Here is an 18,372-nt window from a genome sequence, read left to right on the forward strand (position 1 = left end):
GCTTTAGCTGTTACTACAAGACCTGTCTTGGAGACAATTTTGCAAAAATTGGCTTCAAGCAGTGTCCACCACGTTCCGGCGAAAGTATTTATTTTCCCTCACGGTACTCACTACACTGCATAAGCAACCTTTGCGCAAACGCGAAGAGCAGCAAAATAACAATTTTCGTTCCCACACTTCACCTTTCGTAATCGATTTACCAAGCCGTGAATGTTTTCCGCAATTAAATTGCGTCATGCCAATTTTAAAGTGTTATCATTACTGCCATGGGCTAAAATTAATGTGAGTTCTTAGATCATCTTAGCCACAGAATAACCTTATTTGTTTTACTTTTTTGTAGAATAGCTTATCATATATTTGATTCATATTTAATAAAACAAAGTCCCGTGAAACAATGGGTTATTCAATTTTTTAGTAATTTTTTCAAAGGGAGAAATTATGATGGACAAACAAAAAAATGGCCGCGACTACGCGGCTGAGGATCTCAAGCAAGTTTATCAGGAACTAAATTCTAGTCAAACAGGTCTCTCATCTCAACAGGCAACCAAATTATTAGAAAAAGTTGGTCCCAATACGATTCAAAAGACCCAACGAGAATCGCAATTCAAAGTTTTTATCAAAAACTTTGTCAGTTTAATGGCAATTTTACTTTGGGTCAGTGGTTTTGTAGCAATTGCTGCTGGCACCACCGAATTAGGAATTGCGATTTGGTGTGTTAATATCATTAACGGCCTCTTTAGTTTTTACCAACAACACGCCGCGCAAAAGGCGACCGATTCGCTATTAAAGATGTTGCCTTCTTACACAAAAGTTTATCGTGATGAAAAGTCACAACAAATTGAAACTTCACAAATGGTCCCTGGCGATGTTTTTACATTGCAAGCTGGTGATTCCGTACCAACTGATGCGCGAATTTTAAAAGCGACTTCCTTACAAGTCGATGAATCAGCTTTGACTGGTGAATCCGTTCCCGAATCAAAAAGTGCCGCTTATAAAAAAGGCGAAGGTCAATTTGCTGAAAGTAATATGATCTATGCCGGCACCAACGTCGGCAATGGTACTGCTACTGCGATTACGATTGCTACCGGAATGAATACCGAATTTGGTCGCATTGCCAAATTAACGCACAGTCAAAAGAAATCCGTTAGTCCCTTGCAACTAGAACTCAACCGTTTGACCAAACAAATTTCGCTGATTGCCATCGCTATCGGCGTTGCTTTTTTCATTGCTGCCATCTTCTTTGTTCATTACCCAGTCGCCAAATCGTTTATTTTTGCTCTAGGTATGATTGTTGCCTTTATTCCTGAAGGTTTGTTGCCAACCGTCACCTTATCCTTGGCTCGCGGCGTGCAGCGAATGGCTAAGAAACACGCCCTAGTAAAAGATCTGAACAGTATCGAGACGTTAGGTGAAACGACAGTCATTTGTTCTGATAAAACTGGGACGTTGACGCAAAATCAAATGACCATTGATCATGTTTGGCTTCCTAGTAAAGAATACGAAGTTACCGGCAAAGGTTATTACAACAACGGTAAAATCCAATTCAACGGTCAAGATATTGATTTAAAAAACGAAGCCGATCTTAACTTATTAGTTAATATTTCCGCCTTAGACAATGACACTCAAGTTCAAGAAGTCGATGGTAAAGCCAAAATTCTCGGTACGCCGACTGAAGCTTCGTTGATTATCCTCGCTAAGAAGGCCGGTTTAGACACTGACGCATTAGTCAAAAACAGCACACGGCTCAAAGAGTTCCCCTTCGATTCTGATCGTAAACGGATGTCCACAATTGATAGCATTGACGAAACTACCTCCCGTTTGTGCCTAAAGGGTTCATTAAGCGATACTTTAAAACTCTGTCCTTATATTTTAGATGATGGCAAAGTTCGTCCACTCACACCTGCCGATCGCAAAAAGATCGGTGAGGTCAACAAAAATTATGCTGCCAAAGGTTTACGTTCAATGGCCATCGCCTATCGCGATCTCAAGCCAATGTCTACTACTGAATTAACAGACTTAACCACTGAACAAGCCGAACAAGAATTAGTTTTCGTTGGCTTAACGGCCATGTCAGATCCTCCGCGTGAAGAAGTTTTTGATGCCGTCAAGAAATGTCATGCCGCCAATATCAAAATCATCATGGTCACTGGTGATAGTACCTTGACTGCAAAATCAATTGCAACCCAAATCGGAATTGTTAGCGATCAAGCACGTGTCGTCACTGGCGCCGAATTAGATAAAATGAATGACGCCGAATTAGGCGAAGCACTTGCCGGCGAAATTATTTTCGCACGGGTCGCACCTGAACAGAAGTATAAAATCGTCTCTGCACTACAGGCTCGCGGCGAAATTGTTGCTTCAACCGGCGATGGTGTTAATGACGCCCCCGCCTTGAAAAAAGCCGACATCGGCGTAGCTATGGGTAAAATGGGTACTGATGTTGCTAAAGACGCTGCCGATATGATTTTAACTGACGATAACTTTGCCTCAATCGTCTCTGCTATCGAAGAGGGTCGTGCTGTTTACAGCAACATTCAAAAATTCCTGATTTATATTTTAACTTCTAATGTTCCTGAAGCCATGCCATCAGTACTCTTCTTATTTAGTCGCGGTATAATTCCTTTGCCACTAACAGTTATGCAAATTTTAACCGTCGACTTAGGAACCGATTTAATTCCAGCAATCGGCTTAGGCTCTGAACAAGCTGAATCAGGAATCATGAATCAGCCCCCCCGGCGCCGCGACGCACATTTGCTTAACAAGAGTGTTATTTGGAAAGCTTTCGCCTGGTACGGCTTGATGGCCTCAGCCATTTCCACATTTGCTTACTTCTTTACCAATATGCAAAACGGTTGGCCCAAAATTGCTCTCGCCAGCAGTGGCTACAATTACCGTGAAGCCACAACGATGACTTTAGCTGCGATTGTCTTCACGCAGATTGCTGCCGTCATGAACTGCCGGACACAAAAAGCGTCCGTCTTCAAGAATGGCCTCTTTTCTAATCACCTTATTTGGGTTGGGATTATTTTTGAAATCTGCCTACTAGCTGTCTTAGTTTACACGCCATTCTTCCAAGGCTTGTTCAACACCGCACCGCTTAACGTTAACGATTGGCTATTCTTAGCCTGCATTCCAATTCCACTCTTCTTAATTGAAGAATTGCGCAAATATATTGCGCGTAAAATCGTCTCTAGAAAAGTTAGTGCGATTAATTAACAATTTATATTGTGGTTCTCCGTGCCTGCGGAAAATGCGCTGGTGGAACGCTGCGAGCATTGGTTTGAACCGAATAAAATCCAAAACCAATTATAAATGATAAATCCTAGAACTATTATTTTGCGTTTCTTCGTGCCTGCGGGAAATGCGCTGGTGGAACGCTGCGAGCATTGGTTTGAGCCGAATAAAAACCAATTCGTCTCAAACTCAAGCTTTGTTGTAAGTGGTAAACCACTAACAACAATTCCGCGGCTGACCGCGATTTCCCTCTGGCACTGACTAAAGTGCATCAGTACAACTAAACTTCTAATTTATACTTTTCAAAATTAGAAGGTAGTTTAACCACTCATCAATTCAGTGCTTGTGTAAAGGTTGCCCTCTCGTTTGTTTAGTGAGGGAAAATAAATACCGCTCAGTGGTGAAATTGTTGTTAGTAATTTATTACTTACAACAAGACCTGTCTTGGAGACAATTTTGCAAAAATTGGCTTCAAGCAGTGTCCACCACGTTCCAGCGCAAGTATTTATTTTCCCTCACGGCATTCGCGACACTCCATACGCAACCTTTACGCAAACGCGAAGAAGTACAAATTAAACAGTTTTAGTGGATTCCCCCTACGTTCCATGTGATGCAAAAAGCACCGAAGACACATTGTCTTCGGTGCTTATTTTTATTCAGCAATGGCTGTAACTTTTGCTAATTGCTCCGTTTTAGTCAAATTCTTATTCGCCGTTGCTAACATCAGACGAATTCGATTCAATTGATTGACCACAGAAGTGCCAGGATCATAATCGATCGGTGAAATATTCGCGCCTGGAAATTGCCGGCGTAATTCCTTGATCATTCCTTTACCAACAATATGGTTCGGTAAGCAGCCAAATGGTTGCATACAGATAATATTAGGGACATCCGTCTTCAGTAACTCAATCATTTCACCAGTCAAGAACCAACCTTCACCAGTTTGATTACCTAATGACAAGACTTTGCTGGCGTCATTAGCTAAATCTTCAATGGCTGCGATCCCCGTAAAACGACTTGATGACGTCAACGCTTTTTGCATTGGCTTCTCACACCATTTGATAACTTGCATCCCCAGTTCGGCAATCCATTTGCCTTTGACTGAAGAACCGAACTCATCATGTTTATAAATTTGGTTGAAGAAAGAATAATTCATGAAACCGACAATATCAGGTACAACTGCTTCTGCACCTTCTGATTCAAGTAAATGTACCACATCATTGTTAGCAATCGGTGAATATTTGACTAGGATTTCGCCAACAACACCGACTCGTGGCTTAACCACGTCACGCAACGGTACCGTATCAAAATCTCTGACAATTTGAGGGACGTTCTTTTTAAACTCGCGGAAACTGCCATTTTCAACATTTGCCCGGACAATTTTGAGCCATTCTTCATGCATTCGATCAACTCGACCGGCCTCAACTTCATAAGGTCGGGTCCGATAAACAACACGTTCGAATAAATCACCGTATAAGAACGCAATCGCCACCCGCTTCAACAACGGCAAGGTGAAATTAAACCCAGGTGTATCTTCAACACCTTGATTGCCTAACGACAAGGAAACAACAGGTACGTTCTCAAAGCCAGCGTCTTTTAGTGCCTTACGAATTAACGGAATATAGTTGGTAGCCCGACAGCCACCACCCGTTTGTGTCATCATGACAGCTGTCTTAGTTAAATCATACTTACCTGATTGCAACGCCTCAATCATTTGACCAATTGAAATAATTGCTGGATAACAAGCATCGTTATTAACGAATTGTTGACCAACATCAACAGCTTTACGATCTTCCATTGGTAGATTAACAACGTTGTAACCAGAAGCTTGTAAGGCAACATCAACTAAACCATGCTGGTGAATCGGTGACATCATTGGTAATAACAAAGTGTAACCTTGAGCCTGCATATCTTTGGTAAAAGTCACTGGCTTAGGATCATCATGTAATTTTTCTGGTTCGATCTGGCGTTTATTCCGTTCAATAACGGCCGCTTTAAGCGAACGTAGACGAATGCGGACGGCACCCATATTAGTACCCTCATCAATCTTCAAAGCCGTGTAAAGGCGGTTATATTGACTCATAATCTCTTCGACTTGATCCGCATCGATTGCATCCAGGCCACAACCAAATGAATTCAACTGAACAAATTCTAACTGTGGTGTTTTAGCAGCCACACGTGCTGCGGCGTACAACCGAGAATGATAAACCCACTGATTAACAACGCGCAACCCTTTAACATTACCCAAGTGAGCAATAGAATCTTCAGTTAAAACATGGAACCCTTCTGCTGTCATCAATTGAGAAATGCCGTGATTAACTTCGGGATCCAAATGATAAGGGCGTCCAGCTAAAACAATTCCGTGTTCGCCACGTTCACGTAATAAACGCAACGTATCCTCACCGCGATTACGGATTTTCAGTTTGAAGTTATCAAGTTCTTTATAACCTAACTCCAATGCTTCAACGACTTCCGCCTTTGTCACACCAAAATCCTTAAAACATTGATACAGATTCTCTGCTGTAGATTGATGATCGGCTAAATTTAAATATGGATTACGATAATCAACCTGTCCCGAACTAATTTCATCAACATTGTTACGAATGACATCAGGATAAGATTGGACGATTGGACAATTGAAGTGGTTCTGTGCATCTTTGCTTTCAGCAACTTCATAAACAACCGCTGGGTAAAAAATCGTTGGAATACCCTCATCAATTAACGCTTGAATATGACCATGAACTTGTTTAGCTGGGAAACAAACAGTATCCGACGGAATTGTTTCCATGCCTTTCTCATATTGCTTCTGGCTACCCTTAGGCGATAATTCTGCCCGAATTCCTAATTTAGTGAAGAAGGTTTGCCACAACGGATAATTCTCGTACATATTCAAAACCCGTGGCATTCCAATCACACCCCGTGGTGCCAACTTCTTACGTAATGGCCGATAACTAAATAAGAGTTTGTATTTCTCTTGGACAAGATTAATCTTGCCGTTTTCTTTAGGTAAGTGTTGCCGTAATCCTCGCGCTTCGCCCTTTTCACAACGGTTACCAGTGACGAATCGGCGACCATCGTTGAAAATCGTGATTGTTAGCGGACAATTATTTTCACAACCACCACAGTGCATATATTCCTTCGTGAAAGTTAACTGGTCCATTTCAGCAACGTTCAACATCGTTGTAACGTCGCCTTCATGATAGTTCGCTTGCGCAATCAATCCTGCGCCATAAGCACCCATTAAACCAGCGATGTTCGGCCGAATGACTTCACAACCAGCAATTTTTTCAAAAGCCCGAAGAACAGCTTCGTTATAAAAAGTTCCGCCCTGACAAACAATATGTTGACCCATATCTTCTGGCCGTCGCATTTTGATGACTTTATAAAGGGCGTTCTTAATAATTGAAACAGACAAACCGGCGGCAATATCACCAACGGTCGCACCTTCCTTTTGAACTTGTTTAACCTTTGAGTTCATAAAGACGGTACAACGCGAGCCTAGATCAGATGGATGCTTGGCTAATAGAGCTGCTTGGGCAAAGTCACGAATATCATAATTCAAGCCGCTGGCAAAAGTTTCCAAGAACGAACCACAACCAGATGAGCAAGCCTCATTCAATTTAATCGTTGACAAAGCATCGTTCTTAATCGTCATGGCCTTCATATCCTGGCCGCCAATGTCTAAAATGAAATCAACATCGGGTTGGAAATAATGGGCGGCTTGATAATGAGCCACGGTTTCCACTTCACCGATATCAACCATTAATGCATTTTTGATTAAATGTTCACCATAACCCGTAACGGCAGCCTTACCAATCGTGACACCTTCAGGAATTTTACTAGTTAAGTCGCGCATAATTTCTTTGGCTTTTTCCAGCGGATCACCATCGTTACTATCATAATAGGTGTAGAGAATTTTATGGTCATCACTAATCAATGCCACTTTGGTCGTGGTTGACCCAGCATCAATGCCCAGAAAAGCAACACCTTGATAACTAGCTAAGTCACGCGTTTCAACTTTAGCCTGCGCGTGACGTTTACGGAATTCTTGCAATTCATCGTCGTCTTTAAATAATGGATCTAACGAATGAGCCGGCTTCATCACAGAATCATCGCCGTTTTCCAAGCGATCCATAATTTCTGCTAAATTACTCTCTGGTTCTTCAACCGCGTATAAGGCAGCACCTTTAGCAACGAATAACTGCGGATCCTCTGGAAAGATTACTTGTTCTGGCGTCAAATGCAGCGTCTCAATGAAGCGGTAACGTAGTTGATCCATGAAGTATAACGGTCCACCTAAGAAGGCGACATTACCTTTAATTTTATGACCGGCTGCTAAACCAGAGATCGTTTGGTTAACAACCGCTTGAAAAATACTAGCGGAAATATCACTCTTAGCAACACCATCATTAATTAGCGGCTGCACATCGGTTTTAGCAAAGACACCACAACGACTGGCAATCGGATAAATTGTCTTGGCATCCTTGGCCATTTCATTTAAGCCGTCAGCGTCCGTCTTCAGCAAAACAGCCATTTGGTCGATAAACGCACCGGTACCACCGGCACAGCTACCGTTCATCCGTTGCTCTAAAGACGCACCGAAAAACGTAATTTTAGCATCTTCGCCACCCAATTCAATACTAACGTCTGTTTTAGGAATCAATGTTTCAACGGTCTTCGTGCAAGCAATCACTTCTTGTACAAACTTTAATTCCAACAGATGAGCTAATCCCATACCGCCCGAACCAGTAATCGTAAAGGAAATCGGTGTCGTTGCACCAACTTCAGCAATCGCTTCTTGCAAAATCTTTTGACTAGCAGCTTTAACATCGGAGAAATGCCGCTCATAGCGGGCAAACTTCGTATTGTAATCCGCATCCATGATTACTAATTTAACTGTTGTCGAACCAACATCAATGCCGCCGAATAACATATTTGTAGACATATAAGAACTCCTCCATGCTAAGCAATTACGGAAATATTAACTGCCAACTTTTTAGAGAACATCTGCTATTCTCTATCATTGTGGCAGCAGTATCTTTTTGCACTGTTACAACATTACAAATCGTTCACTTAAAAACTTATTTATTAGGCAGACAAACCGCGCATCAAAAACGCGACGCACTCTTGAGTTTGCTGCTCGATATCCAATGGCTCATCACTCATTAATGTGTTCGGTAATAAATAGCCGAGAATAACACTGACAATATAACGACTGATCCGCATCGGATCCCACTCGATTAACTCACCTTTATTTTGATAATCCTGTAACATGTCGCTAAGTCGATGGTTAATTAGTGTGTTCAATCGCGAAGTTAACATAATCAGCAATTGCGGATTGCGCCCCATTTCTTGGACGAAAATTTTAAATTCACTGCGATGGCCCATCACAAAACTCATGCGGTCATGAACGATATAATTTAAAAAATCTACGAAATGTGGCAAAGATTCTGTTTGCAGTTGGTTAACGAAATCACTGGCAACCAACGGCAAAACTTCACCAATAAACGGTTCCAGGACCGCATGCAACAGCTGATTCTTAGTCTTGAACTGCGAAAAAACCGTCCCCTCAGAAACACCAGCTAATTTAGCAATCTCATAAGTACTCGTCCGATCGTAACCAACCTTACTAAAAAGCACTAAACTCGCCTTTAAAACCGACTGCTGCTTCTTAGAAAGTGGCGCCACAACCTTCTCATGCTGAACATCATCAATCATTGTTTCAGTATTGCTCATACTAAACCTCGCTCATCCACCAATAATATTTAAAAAGAGTTATCCATTTATTGAGTGAGTACTCAATAAATAAATTATAAACCGCACAAATTCCACAACAAGGCTTATTAGAAATATTCCAAAATCATATAGAGTGCGAAAGCCAACGGGTTGGGTGTTTGTATTTAAACGGGAAGATTGATGCATGTCAATGCAGCAATCTTCACGCTTAAATACACGACACCCAGTTGGCTTGAACACGTTTCAAAATCAGAGTGCAAAAGACAACGAATTGGTGAGATGCTTTTAAATGGAAAGATTGATGCGTGTCAACGCAGCAAGATTTTCACTTAAATTTCGTACCACCAGTTGCTTTTCGCGCGTTTCAAACCAGAATGCAACGATCCCAATCACCAATGAGCATTAAAATAGCCAAGAAAAAAGTCTAATTCTCAGACGCCTTCCCTGGCTATCTCAGCACCAAACTCGACTCAACTTTCGAACTACTCCCATAAAAAAAGCCCAGCATTTCTGCTGGGCTAACTTGGGAGCATCAAACCAACGGCTGAATTGGTTTTTGCGTATTTCATGTAAACATGGGTTAACAAAAATTCATTGACTGCAAATATCAACGACTAATTCTTGCTACGTGAACACTCTAATTTATGGGAATGTTCCCATGTCAATAAGATAACTTAAATTTTAAATAATTATCTTCTTCACATGTTAATAACCCACTGTTACAAGATATTTTAACAAGTTTTTCGAATAATCATTTTCGGAACAATCTTTTGATAATGGACTTGCTGTTTTTCAATTTGATGATATAAATAATAAAATGAATTGGCCGCCTGCAAATCAATTCGTGGATCAAACGTCGTGATATCAAATAAGCGACTGAAAATATCATTTTCAAAACCGAAGACTTTGCAATCTTCCGGCACGCGATAACCAGCATTGCGAATTGTTCGAATAAACTCGGCCGACACAACATCAGCATAGCAAATGATTGAATCCGGCGCCTGCCCTATTTTTTTGTCGGCAATCCAGCATTGGCCTGCATCGATCCCGGCCTCTGTAGAAACGGTATAGAAACGCCGCCAAGTTTGATCAATCTCTGGATTAGCATCAGCAAAATCGGTTAAAGCATGAATTCGCGCTACGGTATTACTACTACTGATGCTATTAAAAATATGGCCAATTTTACGTGCGCCATGTTCTTTTAAATAGTACAGCGCTTGTAAATAAAGCGGATAGTGATCCACATACGAAGAATAAATATGTTCCGAATCAATCCGCCGCCAAGTTGCGATGGGGCCGTATTGCGTGTAAGGCATAATTTTATCCCAGTCATTCATCACCGATAACAGGAAAATACCATCTAGTTGATGCGTTACCAGTAAATTCAAGGCGCTAATTTCATCCTCTTCATTATCCGCCAAATAAATACTAGTCTGATAATGATATTGACGCGCAATACTAGCAAAACAATTAATTAAATCACCCGTATTTGAATAATAAGTCGACATTAAAAAGCCAATATTTTGTGTTCGCTGATACTTCAAATCCCGTGCAATCTGATTAGGAACGTAATTTAATTGTTTAATTGCCTGCAAAACACGTTGACGTGTTGCCGCTTTAACATAACCATTCCCGCTGATGACGCGAGAAACTGTTGATTTGGACGTGTCGGCCAGCGCTGCAATATCAAAAATAGTTGCCATCTTTTTCACCCATATAAACATTTTGTATTTGCTGTTGCGTTAATCTTAGTTTAGCACGCCCCACATTAAAATACTGATTAAATCATCATTAGGTCTATGTTGGCAATTTTTTCAGCGTTATTTGAAGGCGACTTTTGTCCGGACAGAAGTTATTTTTTTCTAAACTAGCTAGGCAAGTGTCTTCCTGCTCTGCTATACTCAGTTGAGCATCTAGTCATTGGCACAAGTTAACAGGAGGACTATCAATTGAATTTTCTGATTGATTTTATTTTACATATTGATGCACACTTAGTGACGATTGTTAATCAATTCGGCGATTGGACTTACTTAATCTTATTCGCAATTATCTTTATCGAAACTGGTGCGGTGATCTTACCATTCTTACCTGGTGATTCTTTACTCTTTGCAGCCGCCGCTTTAGCAGCCAATCCGGCTTATCACTTACACATTTGGTTATTTGTTGCACTATTTTTAATCGCCTGCATTGCTGGTGATTCCTTGAACTTCTACCTCGGCCGGCACGTGGAAAAGTTATTACAGCACAGTAAGCTTTTTAGTCGTTTCCTTGACAAAGATAGTTTGGAAAAAGGACGCGAATTCTTCGAAAAACACGGCGCTGTGGCAATTATTTTAGCGCGGTTTATGCCAATCATCCGGACTTTCGTTCCTTTTGTCGCCGCGGGATCCGGCTTTGAGTATCGACGCTTTATTAAATATAATTGGAGCGCTTGCGTCGCTTGGGTGGCCTTATGCTGTGGCGCGGGCTATTTCTTTGGTAACTTTCCCTTCGTCAAGGCGCACTTCTCAGTCATCATCTTAGCGATCATTGTTGTCACACTAATGCCAGCAATTATTGGACTGATCAAAACGAAAATAGATAGTAAGAAAGCAACCAACTAATTTCTACGAAAAAATCCTTGAAACTGAGTCGAAAACTCATTTCAAGGATTTTTTAGCTAGTTTTTAATGATTAGTAGCCAACAACGAAACTTGGCCATCACGTACTTGATAAACTTTATCAGTATAGGCGAACAAACTTTCATCATGGGTCACCATCACGACAGCAGTTTGATGAGCTTTGGCCGTCTCGTTCAATGTTTGGACAACTTGATGTGCACGTTTGCTATCCAGTGAAGCAGTCGGTTCATCTGCAAAAACAATTTGTGGCTGCTGATAGAGTGCTCGAGCAATGGCTACGCGTTGGCGTTGACCACCTGATAACATCTGAGGCAAACTATCACGTTGCTCCTCTAGCCCTAATGATGTTAACAACTGATCGGCATAGGCACGATTGTCAGTATGACTTAATTTGTCCACTAACTTAAATTGTTCTTGCACATTCAAATACGGAATCAAATTTGCAGCTTGTAGAATAAAACCATATTTTTCAAAACGAACTTTACTGCGTTGCTTCTCTGATAGCTTTGCTAAATCCTGGCCGTTAAGGAGGACCGCGCCACTTGTTGGTGATTGTAAAGCACCCATCATTGTTAGCAATGTCGTTTTGCCAGAACCAGAAGGACCAGTTAACGTAATAAACTCACCCGGTGCAATGGCTAAATCGGTTGGTTGAACGGCTTGAGTTGCTGCAGCACCTTTACCAAAAGTTTTCGTAATTTGTTTTAGTTCTAAAACTGTTGTCATTACGCCGCACCTCCGATTGCATCTAAGGGATCGATCTTCAAAATTCGTTTAATTGAAAATACTGAACCTAATACAACGACCGCTAACAAGCCCACTGTGAATCCACCAACCAATAAAGTGTTATTCGTATAAGGCATCGCGGCTGGTAAAATCAGAACTGTGAGTTGATTGGCGAATAATCCTAGACCGACACCAATTATTCCCAACAATAGTGATTGTGCGAGTACTGAACGGATTAATGTTCCGTTACTAATTCCCTGAGCACGCATGACGCCGTAAACGCTGACGTTTTGGATCGTTAAAATATACATAAAAATTCCAACAACGAAAAGTACAATAATAAATAACGCACCAATCATCAAGGAGAAAGTTGAGTTTTGGGCCGTGTATCCGGGGATATTCTCAACCATCGTTTGAACCGTCGTTGTTTCTAAACCGGATTTTTTGACGACATCAGTAGCGTTCTTATAAACAACGGCGCTCATATTTTTGACGGTGGTACTGCCAAAACGTAATTTATTATAGGTGCCCAACGTTGTAAAAGTAATCGGCAACGTGCCAAATAAATTATTCTTGGTCAAACCAACGACCTTGTAATAAGTCGACGAACCGTTAATTTTAATTTTGGTACCGAGCTTTAACTGACCAGTACCTAAACGCTGATCCACAACCACTTCGTTATTGTGACGTGCTTGACGCCCAGAAGTTAGTTGTGGCTTAATAAAACTGCTGAAATTAATGCCAAAAACATAAGTATCTAAGTCAGTATTATCACTCTTTTGATTGACTTCACCGGCTAGTAGTCCCAATGGTGCGACATTTTTTGACAGGTCACTTCGATCAAATTGACCAGCAATAATTGTCGATGATTGCAAATTATGATCGGCATATTTACTCATCGTTACCCGTTGTGCGTGCCACTGATCGACGCCGACACGATTATTATTAGCTAAGCCATATGCTAACCCCGTCAGGAAATAAATTAGGTAAGCCACTAAAAACAACGTGATCACAACCAGACCATAACGCGCCTTAGCTGATTTTAATTCATGATAGGCCAAATACATTTTAAATCACTTCTTCTTTACCAAATTAAGTTTGGTTCATTATAGCATTGCTAACCATCAATAAGTAACATTCTCGTATTTTTGCTATTATCGGAATCTGAAATCGGGATACGATTCAGAATAAGTTATCAGGCTTGATCGCGTGAATCCGGTCATGACTTCACATCGTTAATCAATAGATATGCGTTTAATTTTCTGTTGGTAAATATTGATCGGCCCATTTGGCAATCTCAAAAAAGACCGGTGTCAAAGCGTGCCCGCTTTCAGTTAATGAATATTCCACTCGTAATGGCATTTCATTGAATTGTTTCCTTTGGATAATCCCGATTGCTTCTAATTCTCGTAAAGTTTTGGTCAACATCGTATTGGTTATTGGGGGAATCGCTTTTCTTAACTCCCCAAAACGATAAGTTGGTTGCTTGCATAATTCAAATAAGACCCAGGTCCGCCACTTACTGCTAAATAAATCTAACGACTTTCGAATTGGACATTTTTCATCAGCAGGTGATGCGATGATTCGTTGTAAAAATTCTGTTTCAGTTTTTTCCATTGTTGACCTCAGTATTCTTTTTCATACTAAGTACGTTTATTCTGCGTACTTGTTCTCAATTTTCTTACTAAGTATAATATTCATACTAGGTGAAGTAAAGTTCACTGATGAACAACCATCAATCAAAGTAAAAAGGAGTAACAGATATGAAAGCTGTTATTATCAACGAGTTTGGCGGTATCGATAAATTAATCTATACCGATATCAAAAAGCCAGTGCCAAAAGACAATGAAGTTCTTGTCAAGAATGAAATTATCGGTGTCGGCAAGCCCGATTATATGGTTCGTGCCGGCATTTATCCATATTTGAAAAAACAACCACCTGAATTAGTAATTGGTAATGAGTGTGCCGGATATGTTGAAGCTGTTGGTAAAAACGTCAAAGATATTAAAGTTGGCGATCCCGTTTGGGTGGTCAACATGCCGGGCTACGGAGCCTATGCAGAATACATTTCAGTTGCCGAAAAATTTGCAACGGTGTTGCCAGCAAATATTCCTTTTGAAAAAGCTGTCGGTCTTGGCAACTATTTTGTTGCCTACGCATTATTACATGAAGCTGGAAGAGGAACCGATGGTCATTCGCTTTATATTCTCGGTGGTGCAGGTGGTGTTGGAACGGCGCTGATTAAACTCGCCCTACATGATGGTTGGGAAGTAATATCAGGCGCAGATACTGACGCTAAATGTGAGCATTTAAGAGCGATTGGCACCACACACGTTTTTAACAGCACTAAAGTTGATCAGTATCATAAGGTTAAGGAACTAACTGATCAGCGCGGTGTTGATTTGGTATTTGATCAGTGGGTTGGTAAAAACTTCTATAAGGAGTTTGACATGTTAGCTAACTTCGGAATGGTCGTTGTCTATAACTGGCTAGAAGGAAGTCCAAATGAGGATTTCTTCCCCCACATGGTAGATCATGCAATCAATGCACAAGCTGTTCGTATTTTCTCATCACACATTTACGATAATGATCCGCAAAGATTACGCAAAATTCAAGAACAAGTCTTCTCACTCATCGCTAGTGAAGAAATTAAACCCGAAATTTTCGATATTTTACCACTCACCCAAGTTCAAAAGGCTCATGAATTATTGGATGCAAGTAAAATCACCGGAAAATTATTATTAAAGCCCTAAGACAACCAATAAAAGTCCTCTAACATTAAGTTAGAGGACTTTTATCTACTATGATGCTGAGACGATACCAGTTCCTTGGTCTTACGGATGATATTATTCTTGATCATTGGTCAATTCATCGAGCACTTTCGGTAATGGTGTTAAGGGCAGGTTAGGCAGTGTCGCCAAAAAATCTTCTGGCGACATTTGAACAATTCCTGCTTGCTCTAAAATACCAATACTTGCTGCCAAATGCTCGCTTAATTCATTACTCTGTTCTGTCGTCAATGTGCTGAACCGTTCTCCAATACTTTGTTTCACAAGATCAATCTGTGCCTCAACGAATTGATCTCCGTCTTTTGTCCGATGTACATTAACGACCCGACGATTATCCTTATTATGTTCTCGCTTCACTAATCCACGATCTTCGACAACACGCATCGTCCGGCTTAACTGCGCGCTGGAAATTCCCAACGCTTGTGCTAACTCCGACATGGTGACATTGGGATGCGTATAAACAATGATACAAATCATAAATTGAATTGGTGTTAGACCAACATGATCAATATTTAAACTTCGTAAGATAAACTGTGCGATCGTGACAAATATACTACCAAATAATTGTGTACTGGATTGAGACTTTTTCATCATGATGATAGAACCTTTCTGCTTCAATATTCATTTCAAATTCGGTCTAAAGACTGGTTATTCAAAACTATTTTGTTTTACAAAAGAAAACATTTGACATTTATTAAGTATAGTGGATAATTAACAAATGTCAACTATTTCATCAAGGGAGATTCCGCAATGTTAGAACTCAAGCACATTAAAAAGTACTACCATGTCGGCGATACCGTCACCAAAGCACAGGATGATGTTTCTGTTGCCTTCCGTGAAAAAGAATTCGTCGCCATCCTCGGCCCTAGTGGCTCCGGTAAAACCACCATGTTAAATATCATCGGTGGTTTGGATCGTTATGATTCTGGCGACCTTTTAATCAAAGGCAAGTCAACTAAAGACTTTAAAGATTCAGATTGGGATGCTTACCGAAATAATTCCGTGGGCTTCATCTTTCAATCTTACAATTTAATCGGCCACCTCGGAATTATTGAAAACGTCGAAATGGGAATGACTTTAAGTGGTGTCCCTGCTGCTACGCGACGTCAAAAGGCTGAAGACGCCTTAATCCGAGTTGGTTTAAAGCAACATATGCACAAGAAGATCAATCAACTTTCCGGTGGTCAAATGCAGCGGGTTGCCATCGCTCGAGCTATTGCCAGTGATCCCGAGATTCTCTTAGCCGATGAACCAACCGGCGCGCTGGATTCTGAGACTAGTAACGAAATCATGCAACTGATTCAGGATTTGAGTAAAGAGCGCTTAGTCATCATGGTAACGCATAACCCTGAATTGGCGCATCAATACGCTGATCGCATCATTGAATTTGCTGATGGTAAAATTCAAAACGATTCTCATCCCCACGTTGAAGGCAGTAAAGCCGACAACTTCAAGCTAACGCGGACTAAGATGAGCTATTGGACAGCGTTGAAACTTTCTTGGACCAATATTCGCACTAAAAAAGGACGAACTTTCTTAACCGTCTTTGCTTCCAGTATTGGCATTATCAGTATCGCGATTGTCCTAGCATTATCCAATGGTTTCCAGAAGCAGATTGATAAGACGCAATCGGAGGCCATGTCGTCGATGCCGATTACGATCTCGCAAGTCGGCTCTGATACCAGTGCGATGACTGGTACACGAACGACTAAATTCTCTAAAGCTAATACCGTCACTGCTGAAAAAAGTGATGCGGATAAGGCCCAACATGTTAATAAAATTACCGATAAATATATTAACTATGTTAAAGACATCCCTGCAAAATATACCAAGAATATTGCCATCACTTATGGAACTGGCATGAATTTGATTCGCAAAGTTGATGGTAAATATAAATCTGTCTCTTTCTCAAATAGCAATCCTGATAGTCAAACTATTGACACAGCCTCAATGATGTCAGCCGCAACCGGTGTCGGCGGTTCTGTTTACCCCATCAACAGTGATGGTAAGCAAACTTTCTTGAAGACTTATTATAAGGTCATTGCCGGCAGTTATCCAAAATCTGCCCACGATATTGTTTTAGTTATCAATAAGGATAACAGTATCAATATTAATGCGTTAAAGAATTTAGGTATTTCCGTTAAAGAAAATGAAAAACTTGATTTTGACAAGTTAGTTGGCACAACTGTTAAAGTCGTCGCCAATGATGATTACTATTCGAAATTGCCGACTGGTAACTATGTCCCTAGTAGCGATTATGATAGTATGGCGACTAAGTCTAACACGACGACATTACGCGTTGCTGGTATTATTCGCGTTAAGTCCAAGAACAGCGATGGTTTATTAGCTAGTGGCGTTGCCTATAGCGCGCAATTAACTAAAGAAGTTCTCAAGATGAACGAAAAATCAGCTATTGTGACTGCTCAAAAGACCAATCCTACTAAAAACATTATGACCGGTCAAACAATGGATGCGTCAACGTCAACGAGTCTTTTAACTATGTTAGGTGGTTCTGAGAAACCAACAACAATTCAAATTTACCCAACAACTTTCAAAGACAAAGATCATGTTTTGAATTACTTGGATAAATATAACAAGGGTAAGAGCAAGAAGAACAAAGTGATCTATACTGACCTTGCTGGCACTGTTTCTGACATGACTGGTGGTTTAATGGATGCCATTACTTATGTCCTCATTGCGTTTGCTGCCATCTCCTTAGTGACAAGTATGATTATGATTTCAATTATCACGTACACTTCTGTTATTGAACGGACTAAAGAAATCGGTGTCCTGAAAGCCTTAGGTGCTCGTAAGAAAGATATCACGCGCGTCTTTGATGCAGAAACCTTTATTCTTGGTTTTGGCGCCGGTCTCTTCGGAATTGTCGTCGCTTATCTAGCAACTTTCCCAATTAACAGTGTCTTGGCTAACGTCACTGGCTTGAATGGTGTCGCCGTGCTTAATCCAATGCACGCAGTTGTCTTGGTTCTAGTAAGTACCGTCTTAACAATTCTCGGTGGTCATATCCCCGCACGAATGGCTGCTAAGAAAGACGCTGCAATTGCCTTACGGTCTGAATAAAATCAAACGTTGTAGTTAATTAGTGCTTCATCGTTTAAGCACCGTGATTAAACTCATATTCTCGAAGCCAAAAGGTTTTACTTCACTACCATAAATAGGATTAGTAATCCTTTTTCTCTCTGGGGATTCTTAATTAATCGCGGCTTGACGTCTTTCCTGATAACGTGTTAGAATATCTGCAATAA

The 18,372-nt window shown here is 40.8% G+C and carries 11 protein-coding genes; 4 read left to right on the plus strand and 7 right to left on the minus strand.

Features of this window, described 5'->3' with window-relative positions; all coding sequences use genetic code 11:
* The first annotated feature begins 438 nt into the window (after positions 1-438).
* Positions 439-3,216: a cation-translocating P-type ATPase gene (locus tag EKM65_RS08060; protein WP_125607339.1), complete on the plus strand. Its 2,778-nt coding sequence runs from the start codon at positions 439-441 to the stop codon at positions 3,214-3,216.
* 670 nt (positions 3,217-3,886) lie between these two features.
* Here the strand turns inward: EKM65_RS08060 and EKM65_RS08065 are convergent.
* The 3 genes from EKM65_RS08065 to EKM65_RS08075 form a co-directional block, all read right to left on the minus strand.
* Positions 3,887-8,179 (minus strand): 2-hydroxyacyl-CoA dehydratase, encoded by a 4,293-nt coding sequence (locus EKM65_RS08065; protein ID WP_164506873.1) that lies wholly within the window; start codon positions 8,177-8,179, stop codon positions 3,887-3,889.
* Between the two features lie 143 nt (positions 8,180-8,322).
* Entirely contained in the window at positions 8,323-8,970 is a 648-nt protein-coding gene (locus tag EKM65_RS08070; RefSeq protein ID WP_125607342.1) for a TetR/AcrR family transcriptional regulator, read from the minus strand.
* 731 nt (positions 8,971-9,701) lie between these two features.
* The gene (locus tag EKM65_RS08075) at positions 9,702-10,673 is read right to left on the minus strand and encodes a LacI family DNA-binding transcriptional regulator (protein WP_125607343.1); all 972 of its coding nucleotides are present in this window, start codon (positions 10,671-10,673) and stop codon (positions 9,702-9,704) included.
* Between the two features lie 246 nt (positions 10,674-10,919).
* On the opposite strand from EKM65_RS08075, the gene EKM65_RS08080 reads away from it, so the two are divergent.
* A complete protein-coding gene (locus EKM65_RS08080; RefSeq protein WP_125607346.1) occupies positions 10,920-11,573 on the plus strand; it encodes a VTT domain-containing protein in 654 nt (217 codons plus the stop codon).
* A 63-nt stretch (positions 11,574-11,636) separates the two neighbouring features.
* Here the strand turns inward: EKM65_RS08080 and EKM65_RS08085 are convergent, their stop codons facing one another.
* The 3 genes from EKM65_RS08085 to EKM65_RS08095 all read right to left on the minus strand — a co-directional run bounded on the left by EKM65_RS08085 (position 11,637) and on the right by EKM65_RS08095 (position 13,934).
* Positions 11,637-12,317, minus strand: coding sequence for an ABC transporter ATP-binding protein (locus EKM65_RS08085; protein ID WP_125607348.1), 681 nt, complete (start codon positions 12,315-12,317; stop codon positions 11,637-11,639).
* The gene (locus tag EKM65_RS08090) at positions 12,317-13,384 is read right to left on the minus strand and encodes an ABC transporter permease (RefSeq protein WP_125607350.1); all 1,068 of its coding nucleotides are present in this window, start codon (positions 13,382-13,384) and stop codon (positions 12,317-12,319) included. Before EKM65_RS08090 ends, EKM65_RS08085 begins: the two co-directional genes overlap by 1 nt.
* 187 nt (positions 13,385-13,571) lie before the next feature.
* Positions 13,572-13,934, minus strand: coding sequence for a winged helix-turn-helix transcriptional regulator (locus tag EKM65_RS08095; RefSeq protein ID WP_125607352.1), 363 nt, complete (start codon positions 13,932-13,934; stop codon positions 13,572-13,574).
* A 146-nt stretch (positions 13,935-14,080) separates the two neighbouring features.
* On the opposite strand from EKM65_RS08095, the gene EKM65_RS08100 reads away from it, so the two are divergent.
* On the plus strand, positions 14,081-15,070 hold the full coding sequence (locus EKM65_RS08100; protein ID WP_125607354.1) for a quinone oxidoreductase family protein: 990 nt from the start codon (positions 14,081-14,083) through the stop codon (positions 15,068-15,070).
* Positions 15,071-15,163: 93 nt separating this feature from the next.
* Here the strand turns inward: EKM65_RS08100 and EKM65_RS08105 are convergent, their stop codons facing one another.
* On the minus strand, positions 15,164-15,700 hold the full coding sequence (locus EKM65_RS08105) for a MarR family winged helix-turn-helix transcriptional regulator (protein WP_125607356.1): 537 nt from the start codon (positions 15,698-15,700) through the stop codon (positions 15,164-15,166).
* Positions 15,701-15,856: 156 nt separating this feature from the next.
* Between EKM65_RS08105 and EKM65_RS08110 the strand changes: the two genes are divergently transcribed.
* Positions 15,857-18,187 (plus strand): ABC transporter ATP-binding protein/permease, encoded by a 2,331-nt coding sequence (locus EKM65_RS08110; RefSeq protein WP_125607358.1) that lies wholly within the window; start codon positions 15,857-15,859, stop codon positions 18,185-18,187.
* Positions 18,188-18,372 lie beyond the last annotated feature (185 nt).

Origin of the sequence: Lapidilactobacillus bayanensis (genome assembly GCF_003946695.1) — a bacterium.
Classification (GTDB): Bacteria; Bacillota; Bacilli; order Lactobacillales; family Lactobacillaceae; genus Lapidilactobacillus; species Lapidilactobacillus bayanensis.